Annotated in this window: 21 protein-coding genes; 17 read left to right on the top strand and 4 right to left on the bottom strand. The window is 62.8% G+C overall.

The window, feature by feature from the left end:
- Positions 1–35: 35 nt before the first annotated feature.
- Complete coding sequence (locus ACSQ8R_RS15415) at positions 36–1,193, top strand: efflux RND transporter periplasmic adaptor subunit (RefSeq protein ID WP_436254181.1); 1,158 nt, start codon at positions 36–38, stop codon at positions 1,191–1,193.
- Positions 1,194–1,219: 26 nt separating this feature from the next.
- Positions 1,220–4,375 carry an efflux RND transporter permease subunit gene (locus ACSQ8R_RS15410; protein WP_436254180.1) on the top strand — a complete coding sequence of 1,052 codons (3,156 nt, stop codon included), beginning with the start codon at positions 1,220–1,222 and terminating at the stop codon, positions 4,373–4,375.
- On the opposite strand, the gene ACSQ8R_RS15405 is transcribed toward ACSQ8R_RS15410, so the two are convergent.
- On the bottom strand, positions 4,324–5,310 hold the full coding sequence (locus ACSQ8R_RS15405; protein ID WP_436254179.1) for a LysR family transcriptional regulator: 987 nt from the start codon (positions 5,308–5,310) through the stop codon (positions 4,324–4,326). The genes ACSQ8R_RS15410 and ACSQ8R_RS15405 overlap by 52 nt on opposite strands.
- A 181-nt stretch (positions 5,311–5,491) precedes the next feature.
- Between ACSQ8R_RS15405 and ACSQ8R_RS15400 the strand changes: the two genes are divergently transcribed.
- The 13 genes from ACSQ8R_RS15400 (at position 5,492) to ACSQ8R_RS15340 (ending at position 18,278) form a co-directional block, all read left to right on the top strand.
- Positions 5,492–6,706, top strand: a complete 1,215-nt coding sequence (locus tag ACSQ8R_RS15400; protein WP_436254178.1) for an ABC transporter substrate-binding protein — start codon at positions 5,492–5,494, stop codon at positions 6,704–6,706.
- Positions 6,706–7,488: an ABC transporter ATP-binding protein gene (locus tag ACSQ8R_RS15395; protein WP_436254177.1), complete on the top strand. Its 783-nt coding sequence runs from the start codon at positions 6,706–6,708 to the stop codon at positions 7,486–7,488. The genes ACSQ8R_RS15400 and ACSQ8R_RS15395 overlap by 1 nt, the downstream gene beginning before the upstream one ends.
- Positions 7,488–8,189 carry an ABC transporter ATP-binding protein gene (locus ACSQ8R_RS15390; protein ID WP_436254176.1) on the top strand — a complete coding sequence of 234 codons (702 nt, stop codon included), beginning with the start codon at positions 7,488–7,490 and terminating at the stop codon, positions 8,187–8,189. The genes ACSQ8R_RS15395 and ACSQ8R_RS15390 overlap by 1 nt, the downstream gene beginning before the upstream one ends.
- A gap of 196 nt (positions 8,190–8,385) precedes the next feature.
- Entirely contained in the window at positions 8,386–9,273 is an 888-nt protein-coding gene (locus tag ACSQ8R_RS15385; RefSeq protein ID WP_436254175.1) for a branched-chain amino acid ABC transporter permease, read from the top strand.
- 10 nt (positions 9,274–9,283) lie between these two features.
- The gene (locus ACSQ8R_RS15380) at positions 9,284–10,273 is read left to right on the top strand and encodes a branched-chain amino acid ABC transporter permease (RefSeq protein WP_436255486.1); all 990 of its coding nucleotides are present in this window, start codon (positions 9,284–9,286) and stop codon (positions 10,271–10,273) included.
- A gap of 70 nt (positions 10,274–10,343) precedes the next feature.
- Positions 10,344–11,939 carry a GMC family oxidoreductase gene (locus tag ACSQ8R_RS15375; RefSeq protein WP_436254174.1) on the top strand — a complete coding sequence of 532 codons (1,596 nt, stop codon included), beginning with the start codon at positions 10,344–10,346 and terminating at the stop codon, positions 11,937–11,939.
- Between the two features lie 13 nt (positions 11,940–11,952).
- On the top strand, positions 11,953–13,032 hold the full coding sequence (locus tag ACSQ8R_RS15370) for an enoyl-CoA hydratase/isomerase family protein (RefSeq protein ID WP_436254173.1): 1,080 nt from the start codon (positions 11,953–11,955) through the stop codon (positions 13,030–13,032).
- A gap of 23 nt (positions 13,033–13,055) precedes the next feature.
- On the top strand, positions 13,056–13,949 hold the full coding sequence (mmsB, locus tag ACSQ8R_RS15365) for a 3-hydroxyisobutyrate dehydrogenase (protein WP_436254172.1): 894 nt from the start codon (positions 13,056–13,058) through the stop codon (positions 13,947–13,949).
- Between the two features lie 123 nt (positions 13,950–14,072).
- Positions 14,073–14,276 carry a DUF1059 domain-containing protein gene (locus ACSQ8R_RS15360; protein WP_436254171.1) on the top strand — a complete coding sequence of 68 codons (204 nt, stop codon included), beginning with the start codon at positions 14,073–14,075 and terminating at the stop codon, positions 14,274–14,276.
- Between the two features lie 207 nt (positions 14,277–14,483).
- Complete coding sequence (gene cysP, locus ACSQ8R_RS15355; protein WP_436254170.1) at positions 14,484–15,470, top strand: thiosulfate ABC transporter substrate-binding protein CysP; 987 nt, start codon at positions 14,484–14,486, stop codon at positions 15,468–15,470.
- Positions 15,471–15,550: 80 nt separating this feature from the next.
- Positions 15,551–16,372 (top strand): sulfate ABC transporter permease subunit CysT, encoded by an 822-nt coding sequence (cysT, locus tag ACSQ8R_RS15350; RefSeq protein ID WP_436254169.1) that lies wholly within the window; start codon positions 15,551–15,553, stop codon positions 16,370–16,372.
- A 2-nt stretch (positions 16,373–16,374) separates the two neighbouring features.
- Positions 16,375–17,262 (top strand): sulfate ABC transporter permease subunit CysW, encoded by an 888-nt coding sequence (cysW, locus tag ACSQ8R_RS15345; RefSeq protein ID WP_436254168.1) that lies wholly within the window; start codon positions 16,375–16,377, stop codon positions 17,260–17,262.
- Positions 17,259–18,278 carry a sulfate/molybdate ABC transporter ATP-binding protein gene (locus ACSQ8R_RS15340; RefSeq protein ID WP_436254167.1) on the top strand — a complete coding sequence of 340 codons (1,020 nt, stop codon included), beginning with the start codon at positions 17,259–17,261 and terminating at the stop codon, positions 18,276–18,278. Before cysW ends, ACSQ8R_RS15340 begins: the two co-directional genes overlap by 4 nt.
- Here the strand turns inward: ACSQ8R_RS15340 and ACSQ8R_RS15335 are convergent.
- From ACSQ8R_RS15335 to ACSQ8R_RS15325, 3 genes are all read right to left on the bottom strand, one after another.
- On the bottom strand, positions 18,275–19,375 hold the full coding sequence (locus ACSQ8R_RS15335) for a DNA alkylation repair protein (RefSeq protein ID WP_436254166.1): 1,101 nt from the start codon (positions 19,373–19,375) through the stop codon (positions 18,275–18,277). The genes ACSQ8R_RS15340 and ACSQ8R_RS15335 overlap by 4 nt on opposite strands.
- Positions 19,376–19,503: 128 nt before the next feature.
- Positions 19,504–20,940: an NAD-dependent succinate-semialdehyde dehydrogenase gene (locus tag ACSQ8R_RS15330; protein WP_436254165.1), complete on the bottom strand. Its 1,437-nt coding sequence runs from the start codon at positions 20,938–20,940 to the stop codon at positions 19,504–19,506.
- 155 nt (positions 20,941–21,095) lie between these two features.
- On the bottom strand, positions 21,096–21,677 hold the full coding sequence (locus ACSQ8R_RS15325; protein ID WP_436254164.1) for a cupin domain-containing protein: 582 nt from the start codon (positions 21,675–21,677) through the stop codon (positions 21,096–21,098).
- Between the two features lie 223 nt (positions 21,678–21,900).
- Here ACSQ8R_RS15325 and ACSQ8R_RS15320 point away from each other — a divergent pair, with 223 nt between their 5' ends.
- Positions 21,901–22,374: a VOC family protein gene (locus ACSQ8R_RS15320; RefSeq protein ID WP_436254163.1), complete on the top strand. Its 474-nt coding sequence runs from the start codon at positions 21,901–21,903 to the stop codon at positions 22,372–22,374.
- A 147-nt stretch (positions 22,375–22,521) separates the two neighbouring features.
- Positions 22,522–23,013, top strand: a complete 492-nt coding sequence (locus ACSQ8R_RS15315) for an SRPBCC family protein (RefSeq protein WP_436254162.1) — start codon at positions 22,522–22,524, stop codon at positions 23,011–23,013.
- Positions 23,014–23,025: the final 12 nt, after the last annotated feature.

The following is a 23,025-nucleotide window of genomic DNA, read 5'->3' as shown; positions in this document are numbered from 1 at the left end:
TTAATCGAAAAACCCGCCATCAGGAGTGCGGAGCCATGTCTTTCGTAAAGACCAAACGCCATGTTTCATTTCTGTTCAAAGGGCTTGTTGTTGCCGCGGCGTTCGGCGCGCTGACGGCCTGCTCGGAAGAGAAAAAAGCCGAAGCCCCGGAAGTCGTCCGCCCGGTCAAGGTGACCGAAGTTGCTGCCGCCGAAAACGGCCGCAGGTTTCAATATTCCGGCTCAGTCAAGGCGCGCACCGAGATGAACCTCGGCTTCCGCGTCGCCGGCAAGATCACCGAGCGGCTCGTCGATGTCGGCCAGCGTGTTCGCCCCGGTGACGTGCTCGCAAAGCTCGACGCAGTGGATTACCAGCTCGCGGTGCGCCGCGCCGAGGCGGATCTCTCATCCGCCCAGAAGCAGGTGGAAATCTCGGGCCTCGCCCGCCGCCGGGCCGAGACGCTTGTCGAAAAGAGCATTTCCTCCCAATCGCAGCTCGAGCAGGCGCAGCTGGCCAATGATCAGGCCGTTTCGCAGAAGGAATCGGCCCAGTCGGCGCTCGATCAGGCCCGCAACCAGGTTGCCTATACCGAGTTGAAGTCCGATCAGAACGGTATCGTCACCGCGGTCAGCGCCGATATCGGCCAGGTGGTCGCGTCCGGCACGCCGGTCCTCTCCGTCGCCGTCGAGGGCAGCAAGGAAGTGCAGATCGCCGTTCCGGAAATGGACGTCGCTCACTTCAAGCCCGGCAAAACGGTGAAGGCCCGCTTCTGGTCGGCCACCGATCTGGTGCTTGACGGCAAGGTTCGCGAAGTGGCCGGCAGCGCCGATGCGCAATCGCGCACTTTTGCGGTCCGCGTCAGCCTGCCCGACGACAGCCGCGTCCTGCTCGGCATGACCGCGACGATCGAAGCGGACGAAGACAATGCCGTCGCCACCTACGCCATTCCGCTTGCAGCCCTTTCCAAGAAGGATGACCAGTCCGTCGTCTGGATTGTCGATCGCGGCAAGGGCACCGTCAGTTCGCGCGCCGTCAAGGTCGCCGATTTCTCCGACGACGGCGTTCGCGTCGCCGAAGGCGTTGCCAAGGGCGACCTCGTCGTCTCGGCCGGTACCCAGTTCATGAAGGAAGACATGAAGGTCAGGCTGCCGGAAAACATCGCCTCCCGCTTCGGCAGCGTCAGCAGCCTTACCACCGCTTCGCTCGCGCCCTGATCGCCCGGCTTAAAGGATCCAAGATCATGAGTTCCTCCCATCAGGCCAATCCCCCGGAAAAGGCCCGGTTCAACCTGTCCCGCTGGGCGATCGCCCATCCGAGCATCGCCCGCTTCCTCTTCGGCCTCATCATCGTCATGGGCGCGCTCGGCGTCATGAACATGGGCCAGAAGGAAGATCCGGACTTCACCTTCCGCGTCATGGTCGTGCAGACCGTGTGGCCCGGCGCTTCCATCCAGGAGATGCAGGATCAGGTCGTCAACAAGATCGAGCGCAAGCTGCAGGAAACCCCGCATCTCGACTGGGTCAAGTCCTATACCCGCGCCGGCGTGGCGATCACCACGGTGCAGATCAAGGGCGACACCAATACCGCCGAGGTCAAAGACGCCTTCTACCAGGTCCGCAAGAAGATCGGCGATATCAATCAGGATCTGCCGGCCGGCCTGCTCGGTCCCTATTTCAACGACGAGTTCGGCGATACCTACATCACCCTCAACTCGATCAGCGGCGAAGGCTACAGCTACCCCGAGCTGAAGCAGTTCGCCATCCAGGCCCGCGACATGCTGCTCGCCACGCCCGGTGTCGAAAAGGCCGTCATTCTCGGCGACCAGCCGCAGAAGATATTCATCGACGTCTCGTCTAAGGCGCTCGCCGAACGCGGCCTCACCGTCCTCAACATCCGCGACGCGCTCTCCGGCCAGAACAATATCGACCCTGCCGGCAGCGTTCAGACTGCCGAGCGCTCGGTGCGGATTGCGGTCGAAGGTGGCGTCACGACGCCTGAAGATATCCGCGAGCTGCGCCTTCGCGCCGGCGACCAGGTGATCCGGCTCGGCGATATCGCCACCGTCACCGCCGGCCTCGAAGACCCGTATCAGCGCAAGTTCCGCTTCAATGGCCACGACAGCGTCCAGCTTGGCGTCGTCATGGCGCCCGGGTTCAAGGTGACCGATGTCGGCCACCAGGTCGAAGCGACCTATGAGCGCTTCGAACAGACGCTGCCGGTCGGTGTTTCCGTCGAGCAGGTCTCCAACCAGCCGGAAGTCGTCACCGAAGCGGTCGGCGAGTTCACCCAGGCGCTGCTGGAAGCTCTGGTCATCGTTCTCATCGTCTCGCTGATCTCGATCGGCTGGCGTTCGGGCATCGTCATCGCCATCACCATCCCGCTGGTTCTGTCTGCGACGTTCGCGATCATGTTCTACCTGGGCATCGAGCTGCAGCGCATCTCGCTCGGCGCGCTGATCATCGCGCTCGGCCTATTGGTCGACGATGCCATGATCGTCGTCGAGATGATGGAACGGAAGCTGGAGGAGGGGCTCGCACGCCTCGATGCCGCGAGCTTCGCCTATTCATCCACCGCCTTCCCGATGCTGACGGGGACGCTGATCACCACCGCCGGCTTCATCCCGGTCGGGTTCGCCGACTCCACCGCCGGCGAATACGTGCGCTCGCTGTTTTACGTGGTGGGCATCGCGCTCGTCACGTCGTGGTTCGTAGCTGTCTATTTTACCCCGTGGCTCGGCTACATGATCCTCAAGCAGCGGGCGCACGTTGGCAATCATCACGATGCCTATGACACACGCATGTACCGCGGCGTCCGACATGCGGTCGGCTGGTCCGTGCGTCACAAGGCGATCGTGCTGCTGCTTACGTTCGGCGCCTTCTTCGGCAGCCTGTGGTCCTTCCAGTTCATCCCGCAGAGCTTCTTCCCGCAGTCCTCGCGGCCGGAAATCCTCGTCGATCTGTGGCTGCCGGAAGGCACGGCGATCGAGGAGGTCGAACGCCAGGCGAAAGCGCTTGAAGACAAAATCCTGCCCGACACGGACAAGACCTTCGTCGCTACCTACATCGGCGAAGGCGCGCCCCGCTTCTTCCTGCCGCTCGACCAGCAGCTCCGCAACCCGAACTACGCGCAGCTCCTGATCATGTCCAAGGACGTCGATGCCCGCGAGCGTCTGATCGTCAAGCTCAGGGACATCCTCGCCAAGGACTTCCCGACCGTGCGCGGCAAGGTCGACCGCCTGTTCCTCGGTCCGCCGGTCGGCTGGCCGGTCCAGATGCGCGTCATCGGTCCGGATCCGTCGGAAGTTCGCCGTATCGCCGACCAGGTCAAGGAACGTTTCCAGCAGCAGCCGCTGTTCGGCGCGATCCATGACGACTGGATGGAGCCGGTGACGGGCATGAAGCTGGTGATCGACCAGGACCGCGCCCGGGCTCTCGGCATCACCTCGCAGCGTGTACGCCAGATGCTGCAGGCCGCCACCGCCGGTGCGCCGATCAGCGACTTCCGCGATGGCGAAGAAACCGTCTCGATCGTGGTTCGTGAGCCGGATGCTACCCGCAACCTGCTCTCGGCGGTCCAGTCGGTCTATGTCCCGACGGATTTCGGCGGCTTCGTGCCGGTCTCCCAGGTTGCCAAGGTCGTGCCGGTCCTCGAACAGGGCATCGAATGGCGCCGCGACCGCCTGCCGACGATCACCGTCAAGGCAACGCTGCCGGATGGCGTCGAACCGACCCAGGTGTCGATCAACCTCTACAACAGCATGGCCGACCTGCGCGCCAAGCTGCCGGCCGGCTACCAGGTCGAGATCCAGGGCGGTGCGGAGGATGCGGCGGAAAGCCAGAACTCGATCGCTGCCAAGGCACCGATCATGCTCCTGGTCATCCTCGTGCTGCTGATGGTTCAGCTGCAGCATTTCGGCAAGGCGATGCTGGTGCTGGCGACCGGTCCGCTCGGCATCATCGGCGCCGCCGGGGCGCTGCTTGTGACTGGTGCGCCTTTCGGCTTCGTGGCGATCCTCGGCGTCATCGCACTGCTCGGCATCATCATCCGCAATTCGATCATCCTCGTCGACCAGATCGACCAGGACATCGCAGCGGGGATGGAGCGGATGGAGGCGATCGTCGGTGCTGCCGTGCGTCGCTTCCGGCCGATCATGCTGACGGCGCTCACCGCCGTGCTGGCGCTGTACCCGATCTCACGCGGGGTGTTCTGGGGACCGATGGCCTACGCGATGATGGGCGGCATCCTGGTCGCGACGGTGCTGACCATCCTCGTCCTGCCGGCCGCCTATGCACTGTTCTTCGGCCGCGAGCCCAAGAAGAACAAGGATGACCGGTCGCCCGCCAATCAGGGCGACCTGTTCGAAAGCCGTGACGACCTGCCGATGGCAGCGGAGTAACGGCGAACGCCTTCCTCGGGAGCCTGGTAATTCCTGAGGAAGGCGTCCTGATTTGCCTTGACGGACTGGAAGATATAGTCCCTGACCATCCGCACCCGGGGGATCTGGCTGAGGTCGCGGTGGCACATGAGCCAGTAGCCGCGTCTCAGTTCCACCTCGTCCGGCAGCACGATCTCGAGATCAGTCCGCGTGCGGGTGATGAAGTTGGGCAGCACGCAGAGACCCAAACCGTTCAGCGTCGCGGTCAACTGCGCAAAGATGCTGGAACTCTGGAAGCGCGCCTTGATGCCCGGATGGACGTCGCCGAGATAGTCGAGTCCCGGCGCAAAGATCATGTCCTCGATATAGCCGATGAAAGGATGCGACAGCAGATCCTGCCTGCTGCGGATCGGATCGGCCTTGGACAGGTAGGATTTCGCGCCGTAGACGTTGAGGCTGTAGTCGGTGAGCTTTTCCGTCAGATAAGGCCCGTCCTTCGGCGGGTCGAGCGAGACGGCGATATCCGCTTCCTTGCGTGACAGCGACATGATCTGCTGGATCGTCACCAGTTCCAGCGAGATGTTCGGATGGCTGTCGCAGAAGCTGCGGATCTTGTCGGCGAAGAAGAAATTCGCAAAACCTTCCGGCGTACTCAGGCGCACCACGCCGCGCTGCGCCGTGGTGCCGGAGGCGACATCCGCCTGCAGCCGATCCGCCTCCATCTCGATCCGCTCCGCCGTCTCGATGAAGCGCTGGCCCATGCCGGTCAGGACATAGCCGCGCGGATTGCGCTCGAACAGCTTGACCTTGAGGGCGAATTCCAGCCGGTCTATGCGTCGGGAGACGGTCGCGTGGCTGGTACGCAATTGACGTGCCGCAGTGGACAGCTGGCCGCTGCGGGCCACGGCCAGGAAATATTGCAGATCGTCCCATGTGAAGTTCTGATTGCTGGTCAATTTGTTCCCGTCTGTTCAAAAATGCACAGATGCTGTTTGCAATTAATTACAGTGGCCTGCTTGCGTCAACGGCGGTTTTCCTGAACCATGGAATCTGGAGCAGCCGCTTTGAGGAGAGCGGCTCACCAATTTTGAACAGACCCTTCAAATTTTCCGGGCGAATTCTCTGGGAGGAGAAATTATGCACAAGACAATTCTGACATCACTTGTCACATCCCTGGCCGTAGTCCTCGCAAGCAGCGTGGCATTCGCGCAGAGTGCGTCCGACAACAAGGTCAAGATCGGCATCCTGAACGACCAGTCCGGCGTCTATTCCGAGTTCGGCGGCAAGTCGTCGGTCGAGGCGGCCAAGATGGCGGTCGAGGATTTCGGCGGCAAGGTTCTGGGGCAGCCGATCGAGATCGTCGACGCCGACCATCAGAACAAGCCGGACATCGCCTCCAACATCGCCCGCCAGTGGTACGACACGCAGCAGGTCGATGCGATCATGGAACTGACGACCTCGTCGGTTGCGCTCGCGGTGCAGGCGATCGGCAAGGAAAAGAAGAGGATCGACATCGTCACGGGCGCGGCGACTACGGACCTTACCGGCAAGGCCTGCAGCCCCTACGGCTTCCACTGGGCTTATGATACGCATGCGCTCGCGGTCGGCACCGGCGGCGCGCTGGTCAAGCAGGGCGGCGACAGCTGGTTCTTCCTCACCGCCGACTATGCCTTCGGTTATTCGCTGGAACAGCAGACCGGCGACTTCGTGAAATCCTCCGGCGGCAAGATCGTCGGCGCGGTCCGCCATCCGCTCGCCACCACCGATTTCTCGTCCTTCCTGCTGCAGGCACAGTCTTCCGGTGCCAAGGTCATCGGCCTTGCCAATGCCGGCCTCGACACGGCGAACGCCATCAAGCAGGCGGCGGAGTTCGGCATCACCGCCGGCGGCCAGCGGCTTGCGGCACTTCTCTTCACGCTCGCCGAAGTGCATGGCCTCGGCCTGCAGGCGGCGCAGGGTCTGACCCTGACCGAGGGTTATTACTGGAACCTCGATGACAAGAGCCGCGAGTTTGCGAAAAAGTTCTTCGCCCGCACCAAGAAGATGCCGAACATGGTCCATAGCGGCACCTATTCGGCGGTCACCCAATATCTGAAGGCGATCCAGAAGGCCGGCACCGACGATGCGGACGCCGTTTCCAAGGCGCTCCACGAAATGCCGGTCGACGATTTCTTCGCCCGCAACGGCACGGTCGCCAAGAACGGCCGGATGATCCACGACATGTACCTGCTGCAGGTCAAGAAGCCGGGCGAAAGCAAGGAGCCGTGGGATTATTTCAACGTGCTCGCCACCATCCCGGGCAAGGACGCCTATATGGATCCCGCCAAGAGCGGCTGCGATCTGGTGAAGTAATGGCGGTCACTGCCACAGCAAGACAGGAAGAGCCGCGGGTGGTGTTATCCGCCCGCGGCCTCTCGAAAAGCTTCGGTGCCTTCATGGCGGTCAAGAACGTCGATCTCGACGTCCGCCATGCGCGTGTCCATGCGCTGATCGGCCCGAACGGGGCCGGCAAGACGACCGTCTTCAACCTGCTCACCAAGTTCCTGCAGCCGACGGCGGGCTCGATCACGCTTCTGGGCACGGACATCACAAAAACGCCGCCGGACAGGATCGCCCGCATGGGGCTGGTCCGCTCCTTCCAGATTTCGGCGGTCTTTCCGCATCTGACGGTGCTCGACAACGTGCGCGTCGCATTGCAGCGGCCGAACGGGCTTTCGACGCAGTTCTGGCTGCCCGTCTCCTCGCTCGACCGGCTGAACGCGCGGGCCGACGAGCTGATCGAGTCGGTCGGCCTGAAGCGCGAACGCGATGCGCTCGCCGCCGACCTTTCCTATGGCCGAAAGCGGGTGCTGGAGATCGCCACCACGCTGGCGCTCGATCCCAAGGTGCTGCTGCTGGACGAACCGATGGCCGGCATGGGGCAGGAGGATATCGGCACCGTTTCCAATATCATCCGCGAGGTGGCGAAAACCCGCGCGGTGCTGATGGTCGAGCACAATCTTTCGGTCGTCGCCGACATCTGCCACCACGTGACGGTGCTCCAGCGCGGCGAGATCCTCGCCGAGGGCGACTATGCCGAGGTCAGCCAGGACCCGCGCGTCCGCACGGCCTATATGGGTACGGAGGAGGCTTGATGGCACCGCTCCTGCAGGTTTCCAACCTCAATGCCTGGTACGGCGAAAGCCATGTCCTGCACGGCGTCGACATGACGGTCGGCGAGGGCGAGACGATCACCATTCTGGGCCGCAACGGCGTCGGCAAGACGACGACGCTCAGGACCATCGTCGGCATCATCCGCGAGCGGAAAGGCGAGATACGCTTCGGGGGCAAGGATATGCTCGGCGTGCCGCTGCATCGCACGGCGCATGCCGGCATCGGTTTCGTGCCGGAGGAGCGCGGCATCTTCTCGACCTTGACCGTCGAGGAAAACCTGATGCTGCCGCCGGTCGTGGCCGAAGGCGGCATGTCGCTCGACGAGATCTACGAACTGTTCCCGAACCTTCTGGAGCGTCGCTCCAGCCCCGGCACGAAACTCTCCGGAGGCGAGCAGCAGATGCTGGCGATCGCCCGCATCCTGCGCACCGGCGTCAAGCTCCTGATACTGGACGAGCCGACCGAAGGTCTGGCGCCGGTCATCGTGCAGCGCATCGGCGAAGTGCTGAAGACGCTGAAGGAGCGCGGCATGACGGTGCTGCTGGTCGAGCAGAATTTTCGTTTCGCCAGCCGCGTCGCCGACCGGTTCTACCTGATGGACCACGGCCGGATGGTCGCGGATTTCCCGGTGGGGGAGCTGCCGCAGAAGATGGACATGCTGCATAAAGTGCTGGGGGTGTAGGGATGGACGCGATCTTGAAAAGCCAGACCCCTCCCCAACCCCTCCCCACAAGGGGGAGGGGCTTAGCCTGCCGCACCGCTGGCATTCGATATGGCGGACAGGGTGCTGCAGGTTTTCTCCCACTCTGTGGGGGAGATGGCCGGCAGGCCAGAAGGGGTCTTTCTTACTTACTTGCCCGACCCGGGAGCCTCGCCCCATGACGATGATCTTCGGCATACCGCTTCAGGCCTTTCTCGGCCAGCTCTTGATCGGCCTGATCAACGGGTCCTTCTACGCGCTGCTCAGCCTCGGCCTTGCGGTCATCTTCGGCCTGCTGCGGGTCATCAATTTCGCCCATGGTGCGCAGTACATGCTCGGCGCCTTCGCCGCGATGCTGATGCTGCAGTATTTCGGCATCAATTACTGGTTCGCGCTGATCCTCGGGCCGATCGTCGTCGGCCTGTTCGGGGCAGTCATCGAACGGACGATGCTGTCGCGGCTCTACAATCTCGATCCGCTCTACGGCCTGCTCTTCACGTTCGGCCTGGCGCTGACCATCGAGGGTACGTTCCGCTATCTCTATGGCGCGGCCGGCCAGCCCTATTCGGTGCCGGCGCAGCTTGCCGGCGGCACCAATCTCGGCTTCATGTTCCTGCCGATCTATCGCGGCTGGGTCGTCGTGGTGTCGCTGGTCGCCTGTATCGGCACCTGGCTGCTGATCGAAAAGACCAAGCTTGGGGCCTATCTTCGCGCCGCGACGGAAAATCCGGTGCTGGTGCAGGCCTTCGGGGTCAACGTGCCGGTGCTCCTGACGCTCACCTATGGGCTCGGTGCAGCGCTCGCCGCCTTTGCCGGCGTGCTGGCCGCGCCGATCTACCAGGTCTCGCCGCTGATGGGCTCGAACATCATCATCGTCGTTTTCGCGGTGGTCGTGGTTGGCGGCATGGGCTCGATCATGGGGGCCATCGTCACCGGCTACATGCTCGGTATTGCAGAGGGCCTCACCAAGGTGTTCTATCCGGAAGCGTCCAATATCGTGATCTTCGTGATCATGGCAATCGTGCTTCTACTCCGGCCAGCCGGCCTTTTCGGACGGGATGCGTGAGATGAGCGAGATGACCCAAGCCGCTGCCAAGCCGCGTATCGAGCGCTCGGCCACCGCTTCCAGGACCTATGCGATCTTCCTGATCATCGGCCTGGCGGCTCTGATCCTTGCGCCGATGTTCTTCTACCCCATCTTCCTGATGAAGCTCCTGTGCTTCGCGCTGTTTGCGTGCGCCTTCAACCTGCTGCTCGGTTATACCGGGCTCCTGTCCTTCGGCCATGCGACCTTCTTCGGCGGGGCAGCCTATTTCACCGCGCATGTCGTCAAGGAATGGGGCTTTCCGCCGGAGCTAGGCATCCTGACCGGCGTCGTCGGCGCCGCATTGCTCGGTCTGGTCATGGGGTTCTTCGCGATCCGCCGGCAGGGCATCTATTTCGCGATGATCACGCTCGCTCTGTCGCAGATGTTCTTCTTCTTCTGCCTGCAGGCGAAGTTCACCCAAGGGGAAGACGGCATCCAGTCGGTGCCGCGCGGCCATCTGTTCGGCTTCATCGATCTGAACAGCTCGACCAATATGTATTACTTCGTGCTGGGCGTGTTCCTGGTCGGCATGGTGATCATCTGGCGGTTCATCAACTCGCCCTTCGGCATGATCCTCCGGTCGATCCGCGAGAACGAGCCGCGGGCCATCTCGCTCGGCTATTCCGTGGCGCGCTACAAACTTGGCGCCTTCGTGATGTCGGCGGCGCTGGCGGGGCTTGCGGGCGGGCTGAAGGCGCTGGTCTTCCAGTTCGCGACGCTGACGGATGTCGCCTGGCAGATGTCCGGCGAAGTGATCCTGATGACGCTGCTCGGCGGTATCGGCACGCTGATCGGGCCGATCTTCGGGGCGGGCCTGGTGGTCACGCTGCAGAACTACCTGGCGACGTCGGATTTCCCGGTGACGATCATCACCGGCGTCGTCTTCATGGTCTGCGTCCTCGTTTTCCGGCGGGGCATTATCGGAGAATTCTACGCCTCCCGGCTCGGCCGGAAGCTCGGTTTCGAGCATAGACGATAAGATAGAGGGAGGGCGCAGGGATGCGGCTTGCGGGCGTGGTCCGCGAGGCGCCTTTCCCTGGAGCATGGGCATGGAAAATTACGACTACATTGTCATCGGGGCGGGCAGCGCCGGCTGCGTATTGGCCAACCGGCTGTCGAAGGATCCGGGCAACCGGGTACTGATCCTCGAAGCCGGCGGTAACGACAACTATCACTGGGTGCATATTCCGGTCGGTTACCTCTACTGCATCAACAACCCGCGTACCGACTGGTGTTTCACGACCGAGAAGGAGGACGGGCTGAACGGCCGTTCGCTCTCCTATCCGCGCGGAAAGATCCTCGGCGGCTGCTCATCGATCAACGGCATGATCTACATGCGCGGCCAGGCCTACGACTACGACATGTGGCGGCAGATGGGCTGCACCGGCTGGGGCTGGGACGACGTGCTGCCGATCTTCAAGAAAAGCCAGGATTTCTACAAGGGCGCCGACGACATGCACGGCGCGGGCGGCGAATGGCGCATCGAAAAGCAGCGCCTCCGCTGGGCGGTGCTCGACAGTTTCCAGAAGGCGGCGGAAGAGGCCGGCATTCCGATCGTCGACGACTTCAACCGGGGCAGCAACGAGGGCTCCAGCTATTTCGACGTCAACCAGCGCTCCGGCATCCGCTGGAACACGTCCAAGGCCTTCCTGCGCCCGGCAATGAAGCGGCCGAACCTGACCGTGCTCACCAAGGCGCATGTTCGAAAGCTTATCGTCGAGAACGGCGAGGTGAGGGGCGTCGAGTTCCAGCATGACGGGGTGGCGAAGCGGGCCTATGCGAAACGCGAAACCGTGCTCAGCGCCGGCGCCATCGGCACGCCGCATATCCTCGAACTTTCCGGCATCGGCCGCGGCGACGTGCTTGCCGATGCCGGCGTCGAAGTGGTCAAGGAGGTCAAGGCCGTGGGTGAAAACCTGCAGGACCATCTGCAGCTGCGCCTCGTCTACAAGGTGACCGGGGTTCCGACCCTCAACGAAAAGGCCTCCAGCTTGATCGGAAAGGCCTCGATCGGGCTGGAATATGCGCTGAAGCGCTCCGGGCCGATGTCGATGGCGCCGAGCCAGCTTGGCATCTTCACCAGGTCCGGGCCGGACAAGGAGACGCCGGACCTCGAATACCACGTGCAGCCGGTGTCGCTCGACAAGTTCGGCGAACCGGTCCACTCGTTCCCGGCGATGACGGCGAGTGTGTGCAATCTTCGGCCGGAAAGCCGCGGCTCCGTGCACCTGAAAAGCCCGGATTTCGCCGCAGCGCCGGGCATCCATCCGAATTACCTCTCCACCGCCGCCGACCGCGACGTTGCCGTCAGGTCGATCCGGATCACCCGTGAGATCGTCAGGAAACCGGCATTTGCGCGCTACCACCCGGAGGAATACAAGCCGGGCCCGTCCTACGAGACCGACGCGGACCTCGAAAGAGCGGCCGGCGATATCGGCACGACGATCTTCCATCCGGTCGGCACCGCCCGCATGGGGTCGGATCCGGATAGCGTCGTCGATCCGCGGCTGAAAATGCGTGCAGTCGGAAGGCTGCGTATCGCCGATGCCTCGATCATGCCTAATATAACCTCCGGCAATACCAATTCGCCGACGATCATGATCGCCGAGAAGGCGGCCGAGATGATCCTCGCGGACAATCGCTAGACCGGAGAAACATATGTCCGACACACTTGCCCAGAGCGACGAAGTCCTTACCGACCGTATAGGTTCGGCCGCTGTCATCAGGCTCAACCGGCCGAGGGCGCTCAACAGCCTGAACTTCGCCATGGTGCGGGCGATGAAAACGGCGCTGGAGCAATTCGCGCGGGATCCGGAAATCTCCTGTGTCATCCTGAAAGGCGAGGGGGAGCGCGGTCTTTGCGCCGGAGGGGATATCCGGGTCATCTACGAGAGCGGCAAGTCGGACGATCCTGACGTCACGCGGTTCTGGCGCGAGGAGTTCCCCGTCAACTACATGATCTCCCGCTACGAAAAGCCGTATGTGGCGCTGATGGACGGTATCGTCATGGGCGGCGGCGTCGGCGTCGCCTCGCACGGAAAACACCGGATCGTCACGGAACGTACCCGGCTTGCGATGCCTGAGACCGGCATCGGCTACGTCCCGGATGTCGGCGTCACCTGGCTGCTTCCCCGCGCGCCCGGCGAGACCGGCACATGGGTGGGGCTGACGGGCGAGGTGATCGGCGCGGCCGATGCCATCTACGCCGGTCTTGCCGACGTGAACGTTCCCTCGGAACGGCTTGGGTCTCTTGTCGAGGCGCTGGGGGAACTGAAAGGCGGCGCGTCCGACGAGCAGGTGAGGGCGGTGATCGATCGTTTCGCCGTTCTGCCGGGCGAAAGCCAGCTCGAAGCCCATCGCGCCCTGATCGACAGGGTTTTTCGCTTCGATACGGTCGAGGAGGTTGTGGAAGCCCTGAATAGAGAGGATGATGAATTCTCCATCAGGACGCGCGACATCATCGCCAGGCGCTCGCCGACCAGCCTCAAGCTCGCGCTTCGGCTCATCAGGCGCGGCCGCGAAAGTTCGAGCCTCGTCGAATGCCTGGAGCGGGAATTCACGGCCGGCGCCGAAATCCTGCGCAACCACGATTTCTACGAGGGCGTGCGCGCCGCGATCATCGACAAGGACCGCAATCCGAAATGGTCTCCGGCGACGCTGGAGGAGGTCGGGGATACGGATCTCGACCGCTATTTCGCCGCGCGGCATCCGGTGCTGTTTCCAGATCACAGACTTTAAGACAAGAAGGACGGGAGGAAGACATGACCAGGATCGCTTTCGTGGGGCTCGGCAACATGGGCGGGCCGATGGCCGCCAACCTTGTGAAAGCCGGTCATGAGGTGCGCGGCTTCGACCTGTCGGAAGCGTCGGTGAAGGCAGCCGCCGAGACGGGCGTGAAGGCGTCCGTCGCGCTGGCGGAGGCGGTGCGCGATGCGGAATGCGTCATCACCATGTTGCCGAAGGGTGGGCACGTCATCGCAGTGTGGACCGATCTCACCACGCTCATCCCTGAGGGTACTCTGGTCATCGACTGCTCGACCATCGACGTGGAAAGCGCCCGCAAGGCCCACGAACTGGCGGATGTGATGAACTGCATCTCGCTCGATGCACCCGTCTCCGGCGGCACCGGCGGGGCGGCGGCCGGCACGCTCACGTTCATGGTCGGGGGGGCGGAACAGGCATTCGCCTTGGGCAAGCCTATCCTCGAGGCGATGGGAAAGAAGATCGTCCATTGCGGCGACGCCGGCGCCGGCCAGGCTGCAAAAATCTGCAACAACATGATATTGGGCATCTCGATGATCGGCGTCTGCGAGGCATTCGGCCTGGCGGAAAAACTCGGCCTTTCGCATCAGGCGCTGTTCGACGTCGCCGCCACCTCGTCAGGCCAGTGCTGGTCGCTCACCACCTATTGCCCGGTGCCGGGTCCGGTGCCCACCTCGCCGGCGAACAACGACTACAAGCCGGGCTTTGCTGCAGCGCTGATGCTGAAGGACCTGGCGTTGTCCCAGGAGGCCGCGAAACAGTCCGGTGCGGCCACGCCGCTCGGTGCCCACGCGGCCGAACTTTATGCAGAGTTCGAAAGAACGGGGCACGGCGCGGACGATTTCTCAGCCATCATCCAGATGCTCCGGGAGAAGGCGGGCAGGAACGGTTGAGACGCGCGCGCAGTCGTGGAAGCGGCGTGGATAGACCCTTTGGCGTATGTTTCCTCCCGGCAAAGAGAGTAAAATCCGTGCGTTCCTGGCAGATCCATGCCGGGACTTGGGATGGAGGTCAGCATGGGACGCAAATTTATCGATTGCCGTGAGTTTCCGAGCGAGATGAAATGCACCGTAGCCATCTCGGCCGACAATATGGACGAACTCGTCAACGCCGCGATACTGCACGCCATTACCGTACACGGTCATCAGGATACGCCGGAGTTCCGTTCGGAAATCACCAAGGCCATCCATGAGATGGAACCGGCGCGCAGCGTTGCGTGAGGTATCCGTAATCGAGTTGCCTTAGCTTAGATGGCGCCTCCTCCTTCGATGGGGGCGCCTCTCTGGCGTTTGAGCGAAAAGCTCCGCCAAATATGGCGGAAAAGGGTCAAAATTTCTAAGGCCCTCATAAAGCAGGGTCCGCGGTTCCTCGCGGTTTGCTGGACGTACCGGTAGTTTCACCGGCACGTTCCAACACCGGAGACTTGCATGAACCGCCTCCTGATCCTCGGCACCGCACTTGTTGCGCTTTTTGTTCAGCCCGCGCTGGCCCAGTCGCCGACGAAGCTGCTCAACGCCTCCTACGACGTATCGCGCGAACTGTTCGTCGCCGAGAACGAAGCCTTCATCAAGAGCCATCCGGGCGTCAGCATTGACCAGTCGCATGCCGGCACCTCGAAGCAGGCCCGTTCAATCGCCGAGGGTCTCGAAGCAGACGTGGTGACCTTCAACCAGTCGACGGACATCGATTTCCTCGCCAGACAAGGCTTCGTTGCCAAGGACTGGACAAAGGCATTCCCGAACAACGCCTCGCCCTTCTATTCCTTCCCGTCTTTCCTGGTGCGCGCCGGCAATCCGAAGAACATCAAGGATTGGGGTGATCTCGCTCGTGCGGATGTGCACGCCGTTTTCCCCAACCCGAAGACCTCGGGCAACGCCCGCTACACCTATCTCGCCGCCTACGCCTGGGCCAAGGAAGCCTATAAGGACGACCAGGAGAAGATCGACGCCTATATCACCAAGATCTTCGACAACGTGCCGGTCTTCGATACCGGCGGCCGCGCCTCCACCACCACCTTCGTCGAGCGCGAAACCGGCGACGTGCTGATCACCTTCGAGGCCGAGACCCGCGGCATCGTCAAGCAGTACGGCGCCGACAAGGTCCAGAGCGTCATCCCGTCGGTCAGCCTGCTCGCCGAGTTCCCGGTTGCGGTGGTCGAAAAGGTTGCCAAGAAACACGGCACGGAAGCCCTCGCGAAGTCCTATCTCGACTTCCTCTACACGGAAGAAGGCCAGCGGATCGCTGCCCAGTTCGGCCATCGCGTCCAGAACGAAAAGGTCGCCGCCGAGGTCAAGGACCAGTTCCCGGCGATCCGCCTCGTCAAGGTCGATGACGTCTTCGGCGGCTGGGACAAGATCCAGAAGGAACACTTCGCCTCTGGCGGCACTCTCGACAAGCTGTACGGCAGCCGCTAAGCGCAGCCTGGACTTCAACCAAGCCTTGCCCGGCGAAGGAAAGTTCGCCGGGCTTTGCCGTGCAAAGAGGAAACGACCGCTTGAGACGCAATGTCCTGCCCGGGTTACGCCTGTCGCTGGGGGTGACGCTGTTCTATGTCGGGCTGATCGTGGTCCTGCCGCTGGCAGCTCTGGTCTTCAAGGCCGCAAGCCTCGGCCCCGAGGATTACTGGCGGATCGTCTCGTCGTCCCGGGCTCTCGCGAGCTACCGCGTCACCGTGCTTTCGGCGCTCGGCGCCACGGTCTTCAACCTGTTCTTCGGCCTGGCGCTCGCCTGGGTGCTGACGCGTTATCGGTTCCCGGGCTGGCGGATCGTCGATGCCATGGTCGATCTGCCCTTCGCGCTGCCGACGGCGGTGGCCGGCATCGCCCTGACTGCGCTTTTCACCACCAACGGCTGGTTCGGCTCGATCCTCGCCGATCTCGGTGTCAAGGTTGCCTATACGCCGCTCGGCATCATGATCGCGATGTGCTTCACCTCGTTGCCGTTCATCGTGCGCACCGTGCAGCCGGTGCTGGAAGATCTCGATCCGGCGCTGGAAGAGGCGGCGCAGTCACTCGGCGGCTCGGACTGGCAGATTTTCCGCAAGGTCATCCTGCCGCTTCTGACGCCTGCGCTGCTCGCCGGCGTGTCGCTGTCCTTCGCCCGCTCGCTGGGTGAGTTCGGCGCGATCATCTTCATCGCCGGCAACCAGCCGATGTCGACGGAGATCACCGCACTTCTCGTCTTCATCCGGCTGGAGGAATACGACTACCAGGCCGCCGCCGCCATCGCCTCGGTGCTGCTGATCGCGGCCTTCGTCATGCTCGCGCTCACCAACTGGATGCAGTCGCGGGCGCTTCGCTACACGGTGAGGGGGTGACCATGGGCGCGACCCGTACAGGCAGAAAGCCGCCGCGCGTCGGCGACCAGCCGCTCTTCCGCCGGATGCTGATCGGCATCGTCCTGTTGATCGTCGCCTTGCTGGTCGTTGCGCCGCTGGTGGTCATCGGCGTCGAGGCCTTTTCAAAGGGCTGGGCTGTCTATCGCGATACGATCATTCACCCGGATACACTGCATGCGATCGGGCTCACGGTGTTTGCGGCGATCGTCGCCGTTCCGGTCAACGCCGCCTTCGGTGTCGCAGCCGCCTGGTCGATCACCAAATTCGATTTCCCGGGCAGGCGGTTCCTGCTGGTCGTCATCGAGATCCCGTTCTCGGTCTCGCCGATCGTCGCGGGTGTCGCCTATCTCTTCGTCTACGGCCTGCAGGGCATTTTTGGTCCGATGCTGGATGAATACGGGATCAAGATCCTGTTCGCGATCCCCGGCATCATCCTCGCGTCGATGTTCGTGACCGCGCCTTTCGTCGCCCGCGAGCTGATCCCGCTGATGCAGGCGCAGGGCCGCGATCTCGAGGAAGCCGCCACCTCGCTCGGCGCGTCCGGCTGGCGCACCTTCTTCTCGGTCACGCTGCCGAACGTCAAATGGGCGCTGCTCTATGGCGTCGTCCTCTGCAACGCGCGCGTGATGGGCGAGTTCGGCGCCGTCTCGGTCGTCTCGGGCAATATCCGTGGCCAGACCAATACGCTGCCGTTGCATATCGAGCTGCTCTATCATGACTATCAGGCGACCGGCGCCTTTGCCGCCGCCTCCATCCTGGCGCTCATCGCCGTCTTCACCATCATCGCCAAGGTGACACTGGAGCGCCAGGGGGCGGGCCGGGTTCGTCGCCCAGCCCTGGTCACCAATCCCGCCGAGAAAACCCAATGAAAATCCGCCTCGAAAACGTCGTCAAAACCTTCGAGACCTTTCGCGCCGTGCGGGACGTCTCGCTCACGATCGAAAGCGGCGAACTGGTCGCGCTGCTCGGTCCTTCCGGTTCCGGCAAGACGACCATCCTGCGCATGGTCGCCGGCCTCGAATATGCCGATGGCGGCCACATCTATTTCGGCGACCAGGACGCGACGGACATCCCGGTACGCGACCGCGGCGTCGGGTTCGTCTTCCAGCACTACGCACTGTTTCCGCACATGACGGTTGCCGAGAACATCGCCTTCGGCATGAAGGTCTCCCGGGTGAAGCGCGAGAAGGCGGCCATCGAGGCGCGCGTCGCAGAGCTGCTGCGGCTCGTGCGCCTCGAAGGTCTGGGCGATCGGTTTCCGGCACAGATTTCCGGCGGCCAGCGGCAGCGCGTGGCGCTCGCCCGGGCGCTGTCGGTCGATCCCAAGGTGCTGCTGCTCGACGAGCCGTTCGGCGCCCTCGACGCCAATGTGCGCCATGACCTGCGCCGCTGGTTGCGCGAGATCCACCGCGAGCTCGGCATCACCACGATCTTCGTCACTCACGACCAGGAGGAGGCGCTGGATCTCGCCGATCGCGTCGTCATTCTCAAGGATGGCCACATCATCCAGCAGGGCACGGCGGAAGAAGTCTGCCGCAACCCGCAATCCGCCTTCGTGATGAAGTTCCTCGGCGACGCCAACGTGCTTGCGGCGGAAGTCCGCGACGGCAAGGCTTACGCGAGCGGCGCTACGATCGATGTTTTCGGCATGGCGGACGGCAAGGCGGAGCTCTATGCCCGTCCCGCCGATCTCGACTGGTCCGCGCAGGGCCCGGGCATTCCGGCCAGCATCGCTCGTGTTCTCGACCGCCCGGACGGACGGCGGGTACTGGCGACCACCGAGACCGGCGATCAGCTGGAATTCGACGTCGAGCCGGAGCGGGCGGTGAAGGCGGGCGAGGGTGGTTTTGTGACATTGCGCAGGGCTAAGGTGTTTGCGCTCTAGGCGCTCAGATCAAACGCATTTTCCGCAAGCACCTCGCCGTTGACGATCAGTTCGACCGGGTGCCGGCCCGCATAGTGCACACGGGTGGTGAAGTCGCGGATGGCGCGGCTGATCGAAAGTTCAGCCGTCTCCCCGCCGCCGAGCGTGACCTCTTTCCACTTGAATACCTTCTTCGACGTGCCGCCGCCCTTCTTCACGTAATGAACGGCATAGTCGATGACGAGCTTCTGAGGCGCCGATGCGATCGATACGAGCCTGGCCGATATCTTAACCGCGCCGCCAAGTTTCAGCGACGACGGTGTCACCGTGAAACTGTCGATCTTCACCGCGGCCTTCTCGCCGGCGCCAAAGTGGTGCAGCGCTTTGGCATCGCCTTTCTTGATCAGCGTGCGCAGCGCCTGTTTCATGATCCAGGCCGTGCGCGGGTCGTCCTTCGGCCAGTCGGAGATCCTGTCGAACACCCAGGCCGGGTGGTCCTTGGTGATGTCGTTCAGATGGTTTGCCACCGATTTGCGCACGTAGAGGCTCGGGTCGCTCCTCAGGTTATCGAGGATAGGCGCGACGGGCGAGGGGTCCGATATCAGCTCCCTCAGCTGGAACGACCAGGGCAGGCGCGGCCGGCAGCCTTCGCTCGAAAGCCGGCGAACGTGCTCGTTCTCATCGAGGGACCACGTCTCCATGACCTTCAGCGTGCGGGAGAGGTCCTTCAACAGGAAATGCCGAATGGCGAATTCCGATGAGCCAAAGCGGGTGAAGAACGCAAGGGCATCCATCGACAGGTCGAAATGGTCATGGCCGTGGAGCGCCACGTATTCCGGCAGGACCATGGAAGCGAAACCGTGATTGATGCGCGGGGCGAGCGCCCGGAGGATTTCGAGGTTCGTCGCAAAACCGCCGGGCAGTACCTCGTGATAGACGGCCGCGATCTGCCGCAGCCGCTGCATGATGCTGAGATCGTCAAGGCCGATGGAGGCGAGCGTTAGAAAGCGCTCCTCATCGAAGCCGGGATGGACGGCCCTGGTCTCTGCCGCAAAATGCCGGAGGCGATCGCGGTTGAAGATCTCTTTCAAGAGCGGTGCTGCTTCAGTCTCGGCCATGGTGCGTCATCCGATGTTCACTCTTTGTTTTGGTATTTGACTCGAATGACACGGGCAAGCGCAAAAGGAAACGCCGGCCGATGCGTCAGCACCGACCGGCGTCGAGAACTCGTTTCGAAACTGCCGGATCAGCTCATCTGGCTGACGAAACGGGTTTCGAGATAGGCTTCGGTGGCTTCCGAGCCGCCTTCCGTGCCGTAGCCCGAGTCCTTGATGCCGCCGAACGGTACTTCCGGAAGCGCAAGGCCGTTGTGGTTGATGGTCAGCATGCCGGCTTCCACCTGGCGGCTGAGCGCATGGGCGGTCCTCACCGAGCCGGTGAAGGCGTAGGAGGCGAGGCCGAAGGGCAGGCGGTTGGCCTCCGCGATCGCATCGTCGTAATGCGAGAAGCGGTTGATGATCGCGACCGGGCCGAAGGGCTCTTCGTTCATGATATTGGCCGAGGTCGGGACCTCGGCGAGAACGGTCGGCTCGAAGAAGTGGCCCTTGTTGCCGATCCGGTGGCCGCCGGTCTTCAGCTCGCCGCCATGGGTGAGGGCGTCCTGGATCAGCGCTTCCATCGCCGGGATGCGGCGCTCGTTGGCGAGCGGACCCATGCCGACGCCGTCTTCCAGGCCGTTGCCGACCTTGATCGCCTGTGCCGCCTTGACGAAACCGGCGGTGAATTTGTCGGCGATGCCGTCCTGTACGAGGAAGCGGGTCGGGGCGACGCAGACCTGGCCGGCATTGCGGAATTTCGACATGGCGGTGACTTCGATCGCCTTTTCGAGATCGGCGTCGTCGAAGATCATCACCGGCGCGTGGCCGCCGAGTTCCATCGTGGCGCGCTTCATGTGCTTGCCGGCCAGCGCCGCGAGATGCTTGCCGATCGGGGTGGAGCCGGTGAACGAGATCTTGCGGATGACCGGATGCGGGATCAGATATTCGGAAATCTCGGCCGGAATGCCGTAAACGAGGTTGATGACGCCCGCCGGCACGCCGGCATCGATGAAGGCGCGGATCAGTTCGGCCGGCGAGGCAGGGGTTTCCTCAGGCGCCTTGACGATGATCGAGCAACCGGTCGCAACGGCTGCGGAGAGCTTGCGGACCACCTGGTTGAGCGGGAAATTCCAGGGCGTGAAGGCGGCGACCGGGCCGACCGGCAGCTTGATCGCCATCTGCGAAACGCCGCTCATGCGGGCCGGGATGATCTGGCCGTAGGTGCGGCGGGCTTCTTCGGCGAACCAGTCGATCGTATCGGCGGCGCCCATGACTTCCATCTTCGACTGGGCGAGCGGCTTGCCCTGTTCGCGGGTCATGTAATAGGCGATCTGGTCGACGCGCTGACGCAGCAGGTCGGCAGCCTTGCGCATCAGCTTGGAGCGGTCGAAGGGCGAGGTGTCGCGCCAGATCCTGAAGCCCTTTTCGGCGGCTTCCAGCGCCAGGTCCAGGTCGGCCTTGCGGGCATGGGCGATCTTCCCGATCACTTCTTCCGTCGCGGGATCGGAAACGTCGATGGTTTCGCCGCCGATGGCATCGCGCCATTCGCCGTTGATGAAAAGCTTGACGTCGGGATAGCTGTGCATGGTGTCCACTTTCGTTTCAAGGCTGGAAACGCCGTTTTAAGGCTTGGGAGAAGGAGCGGGATGTGGGTCTGTGACCTAAAATAATTGACAGGAACAATCAACGTTCATATGGCGACATTCATAGGGCGCGGGATGAAATCTGGGCTACGCTCTTCCTAGAGATAGGGTGGCGTGCAGGCACTTACCACCTCGCAGCGCTCTGTTCCGACATTGCGATATCGGTGCGGCTGGCGGCTGTCGAAGAGGAAGGCATCGCCTCTCTTCAGGATGCGCGTCTGGCTGCCGACGGTCAGTTCCAGTTCGCCGGCGACCACCACTCCGCCTTCCTCGGCCTCGTGCTGCAGCATGGTTTCGCCGGTATCGGCGCCAGGCTCGTAGAACTCGTGGAAGATCTGGACGCTGTGGGATTTGGCGTCGCCGACCTGCAGCAGCGTCAAGGCGCCGGTCGAAAGCGGCGTCAGTTCATCGGCGCGGTAGAATACCTGGTCGACCGGCGGCAGCGTCAGCGCGAAGAAATCGGTCAGCGGATAGTTGATTGCTTCGAGGATCTTCTTCAGCGAGGCGACCGAAGGGCTTACCTTGTTCTTCTCGATCAACGAGACGAGGGAATGGGTGACGCCCGCCTTGACCGCCAACGCCCGCTGCGACAGCCCGTGCTGCTTGCGCACCAGACAAAGACGCTCGCCGACATTGAAGCCGCCACCGGCACCTTCCGCCGTATTCTCCATGGCGTGCATTCTTCGAAACGACCTTTTTCCATCCCTGCCCAGCCCCCCGTGAGGGGAACCCGTTTCACTGATACACCGAAGGCGGAAATTTCGCCAATGACGAAAAACGGCGTGGGGTGTGAGGGAATTCGAGATTCTTTCGACCGGATGTCGGATCGCCGAACGCAGGTACGTCATTAAGGAGTGGCCGTGACCGACGGCCTCGTCGTCAGGATTGAAAAGGAGAGCTGCAATGGCAAAGAATACGATCTGCGTATGGTACGACAAGGATGCCGAAGAGGCCGCCCGCTTCTATGCCGGGATTTTTCCGGATAGCGCCGTCGGCGCGATAATCCGCGCGCCCGGCGATTATCCGGACGGCAAGCAGGGAGACGTGCTCGTCGTGGAATTCAGGGTCGCGGGTGTTGCCTGCGTCGGGTTGAACGGCGGCCCGGTCTTCAAGCACAACGAAGCCTTTTCCTTCCAGATCTCGACCGAAGACCAGGAGGAAACCGATCGGTACTGGAATGCCATCGTCGGCAATGGCGGTCAGGAAAGCGAATGCGGCTGGTGCAAGGACAAGTGGGGCATTTCCTGGCAGATCACGCCTCGTGTTCTCCTGGAAGCCCTGGCCGTCGGCGGCGGCGAGGCGAAACGTGCCTTCGATGCGATGATGACCATGAAGAAGATCGACGTCGCGGCGATCGAGGCCGCCCGGCGGGGTTAGGGAGACATCCCCCAAAGCTGGATTGATTGCCGGCTGGCCATCTCAGCCGGCGGAAGACGCGGCCTGGATCGAGGGCCGCAAGATCAGGAAGCCGCGCTTCGACGCTGGACGAAGTCGTCGATGTTTTGAAAGGGAAGGAGAAAATCGATGGGCAGCAGTGTGAGTGACGGTCGAACGGTGGTTGAGCGGAGGTCCGAGCGCGAGTTGATCGTGACGCGCAGCTTCAATGCCCCGGTTCGCTCCGTATTCGATGCGTGGACCAGGCCCGAATTGTTCAAGCAATGGTGGGCGCCGAAATCCAGCGGCGTGCCGCTTCTTGCCTGCGAGATGGATGCTCGCACCGGCGGCGGCTATAGCGTCACGTTCGGACGTGACGCCGATAACTCCATGACCTTCTTCGGTAAATATCTCGAAGTGTCGCCACCCTCGCGCCTCGTCTGGACCAATGACGAAAGCGAAAACGGCTCCGTCACCACGGTCACATTCGAGGAAGAGGATGGCAAGACGCTGCTTGTGCTGAGCGAACTCTATCCTTCCAAGGAGGCGTGCGACGAATCCTGTGCCGGCATGGAAGGCGCGATGCCCGAACAGTTCGGGCAGCTGGATGAAACTCTCGTCACCCTGGGCGCGACCGCCTGACCCCGTGATCGC

This window comes from Neorhizobium sp. LjRoot104 (assembly GCF_964253725.1).
Taxonomy (GTDB): Bacteria; Pseudomonadota; Alphaproteobacteria; order Rhizobiales; family Rhizobiaceae; genus Neorhizobium.
Note: the sequence above shows the minus strand (reverse complement) of the source record. Positions and strands in the feature narration are given on the sequence as shown.

Excerpts from the sequence above, each read along its gene's own strand:
- ACSQ8R_RS15415 (WP_436254181.1), top strand. The coding sequence starts at position 36 with ATGTCTTTCGTAAAGACCAAACGCCATGTTTCATTTCTGTTCAAAGGG.
- ACSQ8R_RS15410 (WP_436254180.1), top strand. The coding sequence starts at position 1,220 with ATGAGTTCCTCCCATCAGGCCAATCCCCCGGAAAAGGCCCGGTTCAAC.
- ACSQ8R_RS15400 (WP_436254178.1), top strand. The coding sequence starts at position 5,492 with ATGCACAAGACAATTCTGACATCACTTGTCACATCCCTGGCCGTAGTC.
- ACSQ8R_RS15395 (WP_436254177.1), top strand. The coding sequence starts at position 6,706 with ATGGCGGTCACTGCCACAGCAAGACAGGAAGAGCCGCGGGTGGTGTTA.
- ACSQ8R_RS15390 (WP_436254176.1), top strand. The coding sequence starts at position 7,488 with ATGGCACCGCTCCTGCAGGTTTCCAACCTCAATGCCTGGTACGGCGAA.
- ACSQ8R_RS15385 (WP_436254175.1), top strand. The coding sequence starts at position 8,386 with ATGACGATGATCTTCGGCATACCGCTTCAGGCCTTTCTCGGCCAGCTC.
- ACSQ8R_RS15380 (WP_436255486.1), top strand. The coding sequence starts at position 9,284 with ATGACCCAAGCCGCTGCCAAGCCGCGTATCGAGCGCTCGGCCACCGCT.
- ACSQ8R_RS15375 (WP_436254174.1), top strand. The coding sequence starts at position 10,344 with ATGGAAAATTACGACTACATTGTCATCGGGGCGGGCAGCGCCGGCTGC.
- ACSQ8R_RS15370 (WP_436254173.1), top strand. The coding sequence starts at position 11,953 with ATGTCCGACACACTTGCCCAGAGCGACGAAGTCCTTACCGACCGTATA.
- mmsB (WP_436254172.1), top strand. The coding sequence starts at position 13,056 with ATGACCAGGATCGCTTTCGTGGGGCTCGGCAACATGGGCGGGCCGATG.
- ACSQ8R_RS15360 (WP_436254171.1), top strand. The coding sequence starts at position 14,073 with ATGGGACGCAAATTTATCGATTGCCGTGAGTTTCCGAGCGAGATGAAA.
- cysP (WP_436254170.1), top strand. The coding sequence starts at position 14,484 with ATGAACCGCCTCCTGATCCTCGGCACCGCACTTGTTGCGCTTTTTGTT.
- cysW (WP_436254168.1), top strand. The coding sequence starts at position 16,375 with ATGGGCGCGACCCGTACAGGCAGAAAGCCGCCGCGCGTCGGCGACCAG.
- ACSQ8R_RS15340 (WP_436254167.1), top strand. The coding sequence starts at position 17,259 with ATGAAAATCCGCCTCGAAAACGTCGTCAAAACCTTCGAGACCTTTCGC.
- ACSQ8R_RS15335 (WP_436254166.1), bottom strand. The coding sequence starts at position 19,375 with ATGGCCGAGACTGAAGCAGCACCGCTCTTGAAAGAGATCTTCAACCGC.
- ACSQ8R_RS15330 (WP_436254165.1), bottom strand. The coding sequence starts at position 20,940 with ATGCACAGCTATCCCGACGTCAAGCTTTTCATCAACGGCGAATGGCGC.
- ACSQ8R_RS15325 (WP_436254164.1), bottom strand. The coding sequence starts at position 21,677 with ATGCACGCCATGGAGAATACGGCGGAAGGTGCCGGTGGCGGCTTCAAT.
- ACSQ8R_RS15320 (WP_436254163.1), top strand. The coding sequence starts at position 21,901 with ATGGCAAAGAATACGATCTGCGTATGGTACGACAAGGATGCCGAAGAG.
- ACSQ8R_RS15315 (WP_436254162.1), top strand. The coding sequence starts at position 22,522 with ATGGGCAGCAGTGTGAGTGACGGTCGAACGGTGGTTGAGCGGAGGTCC.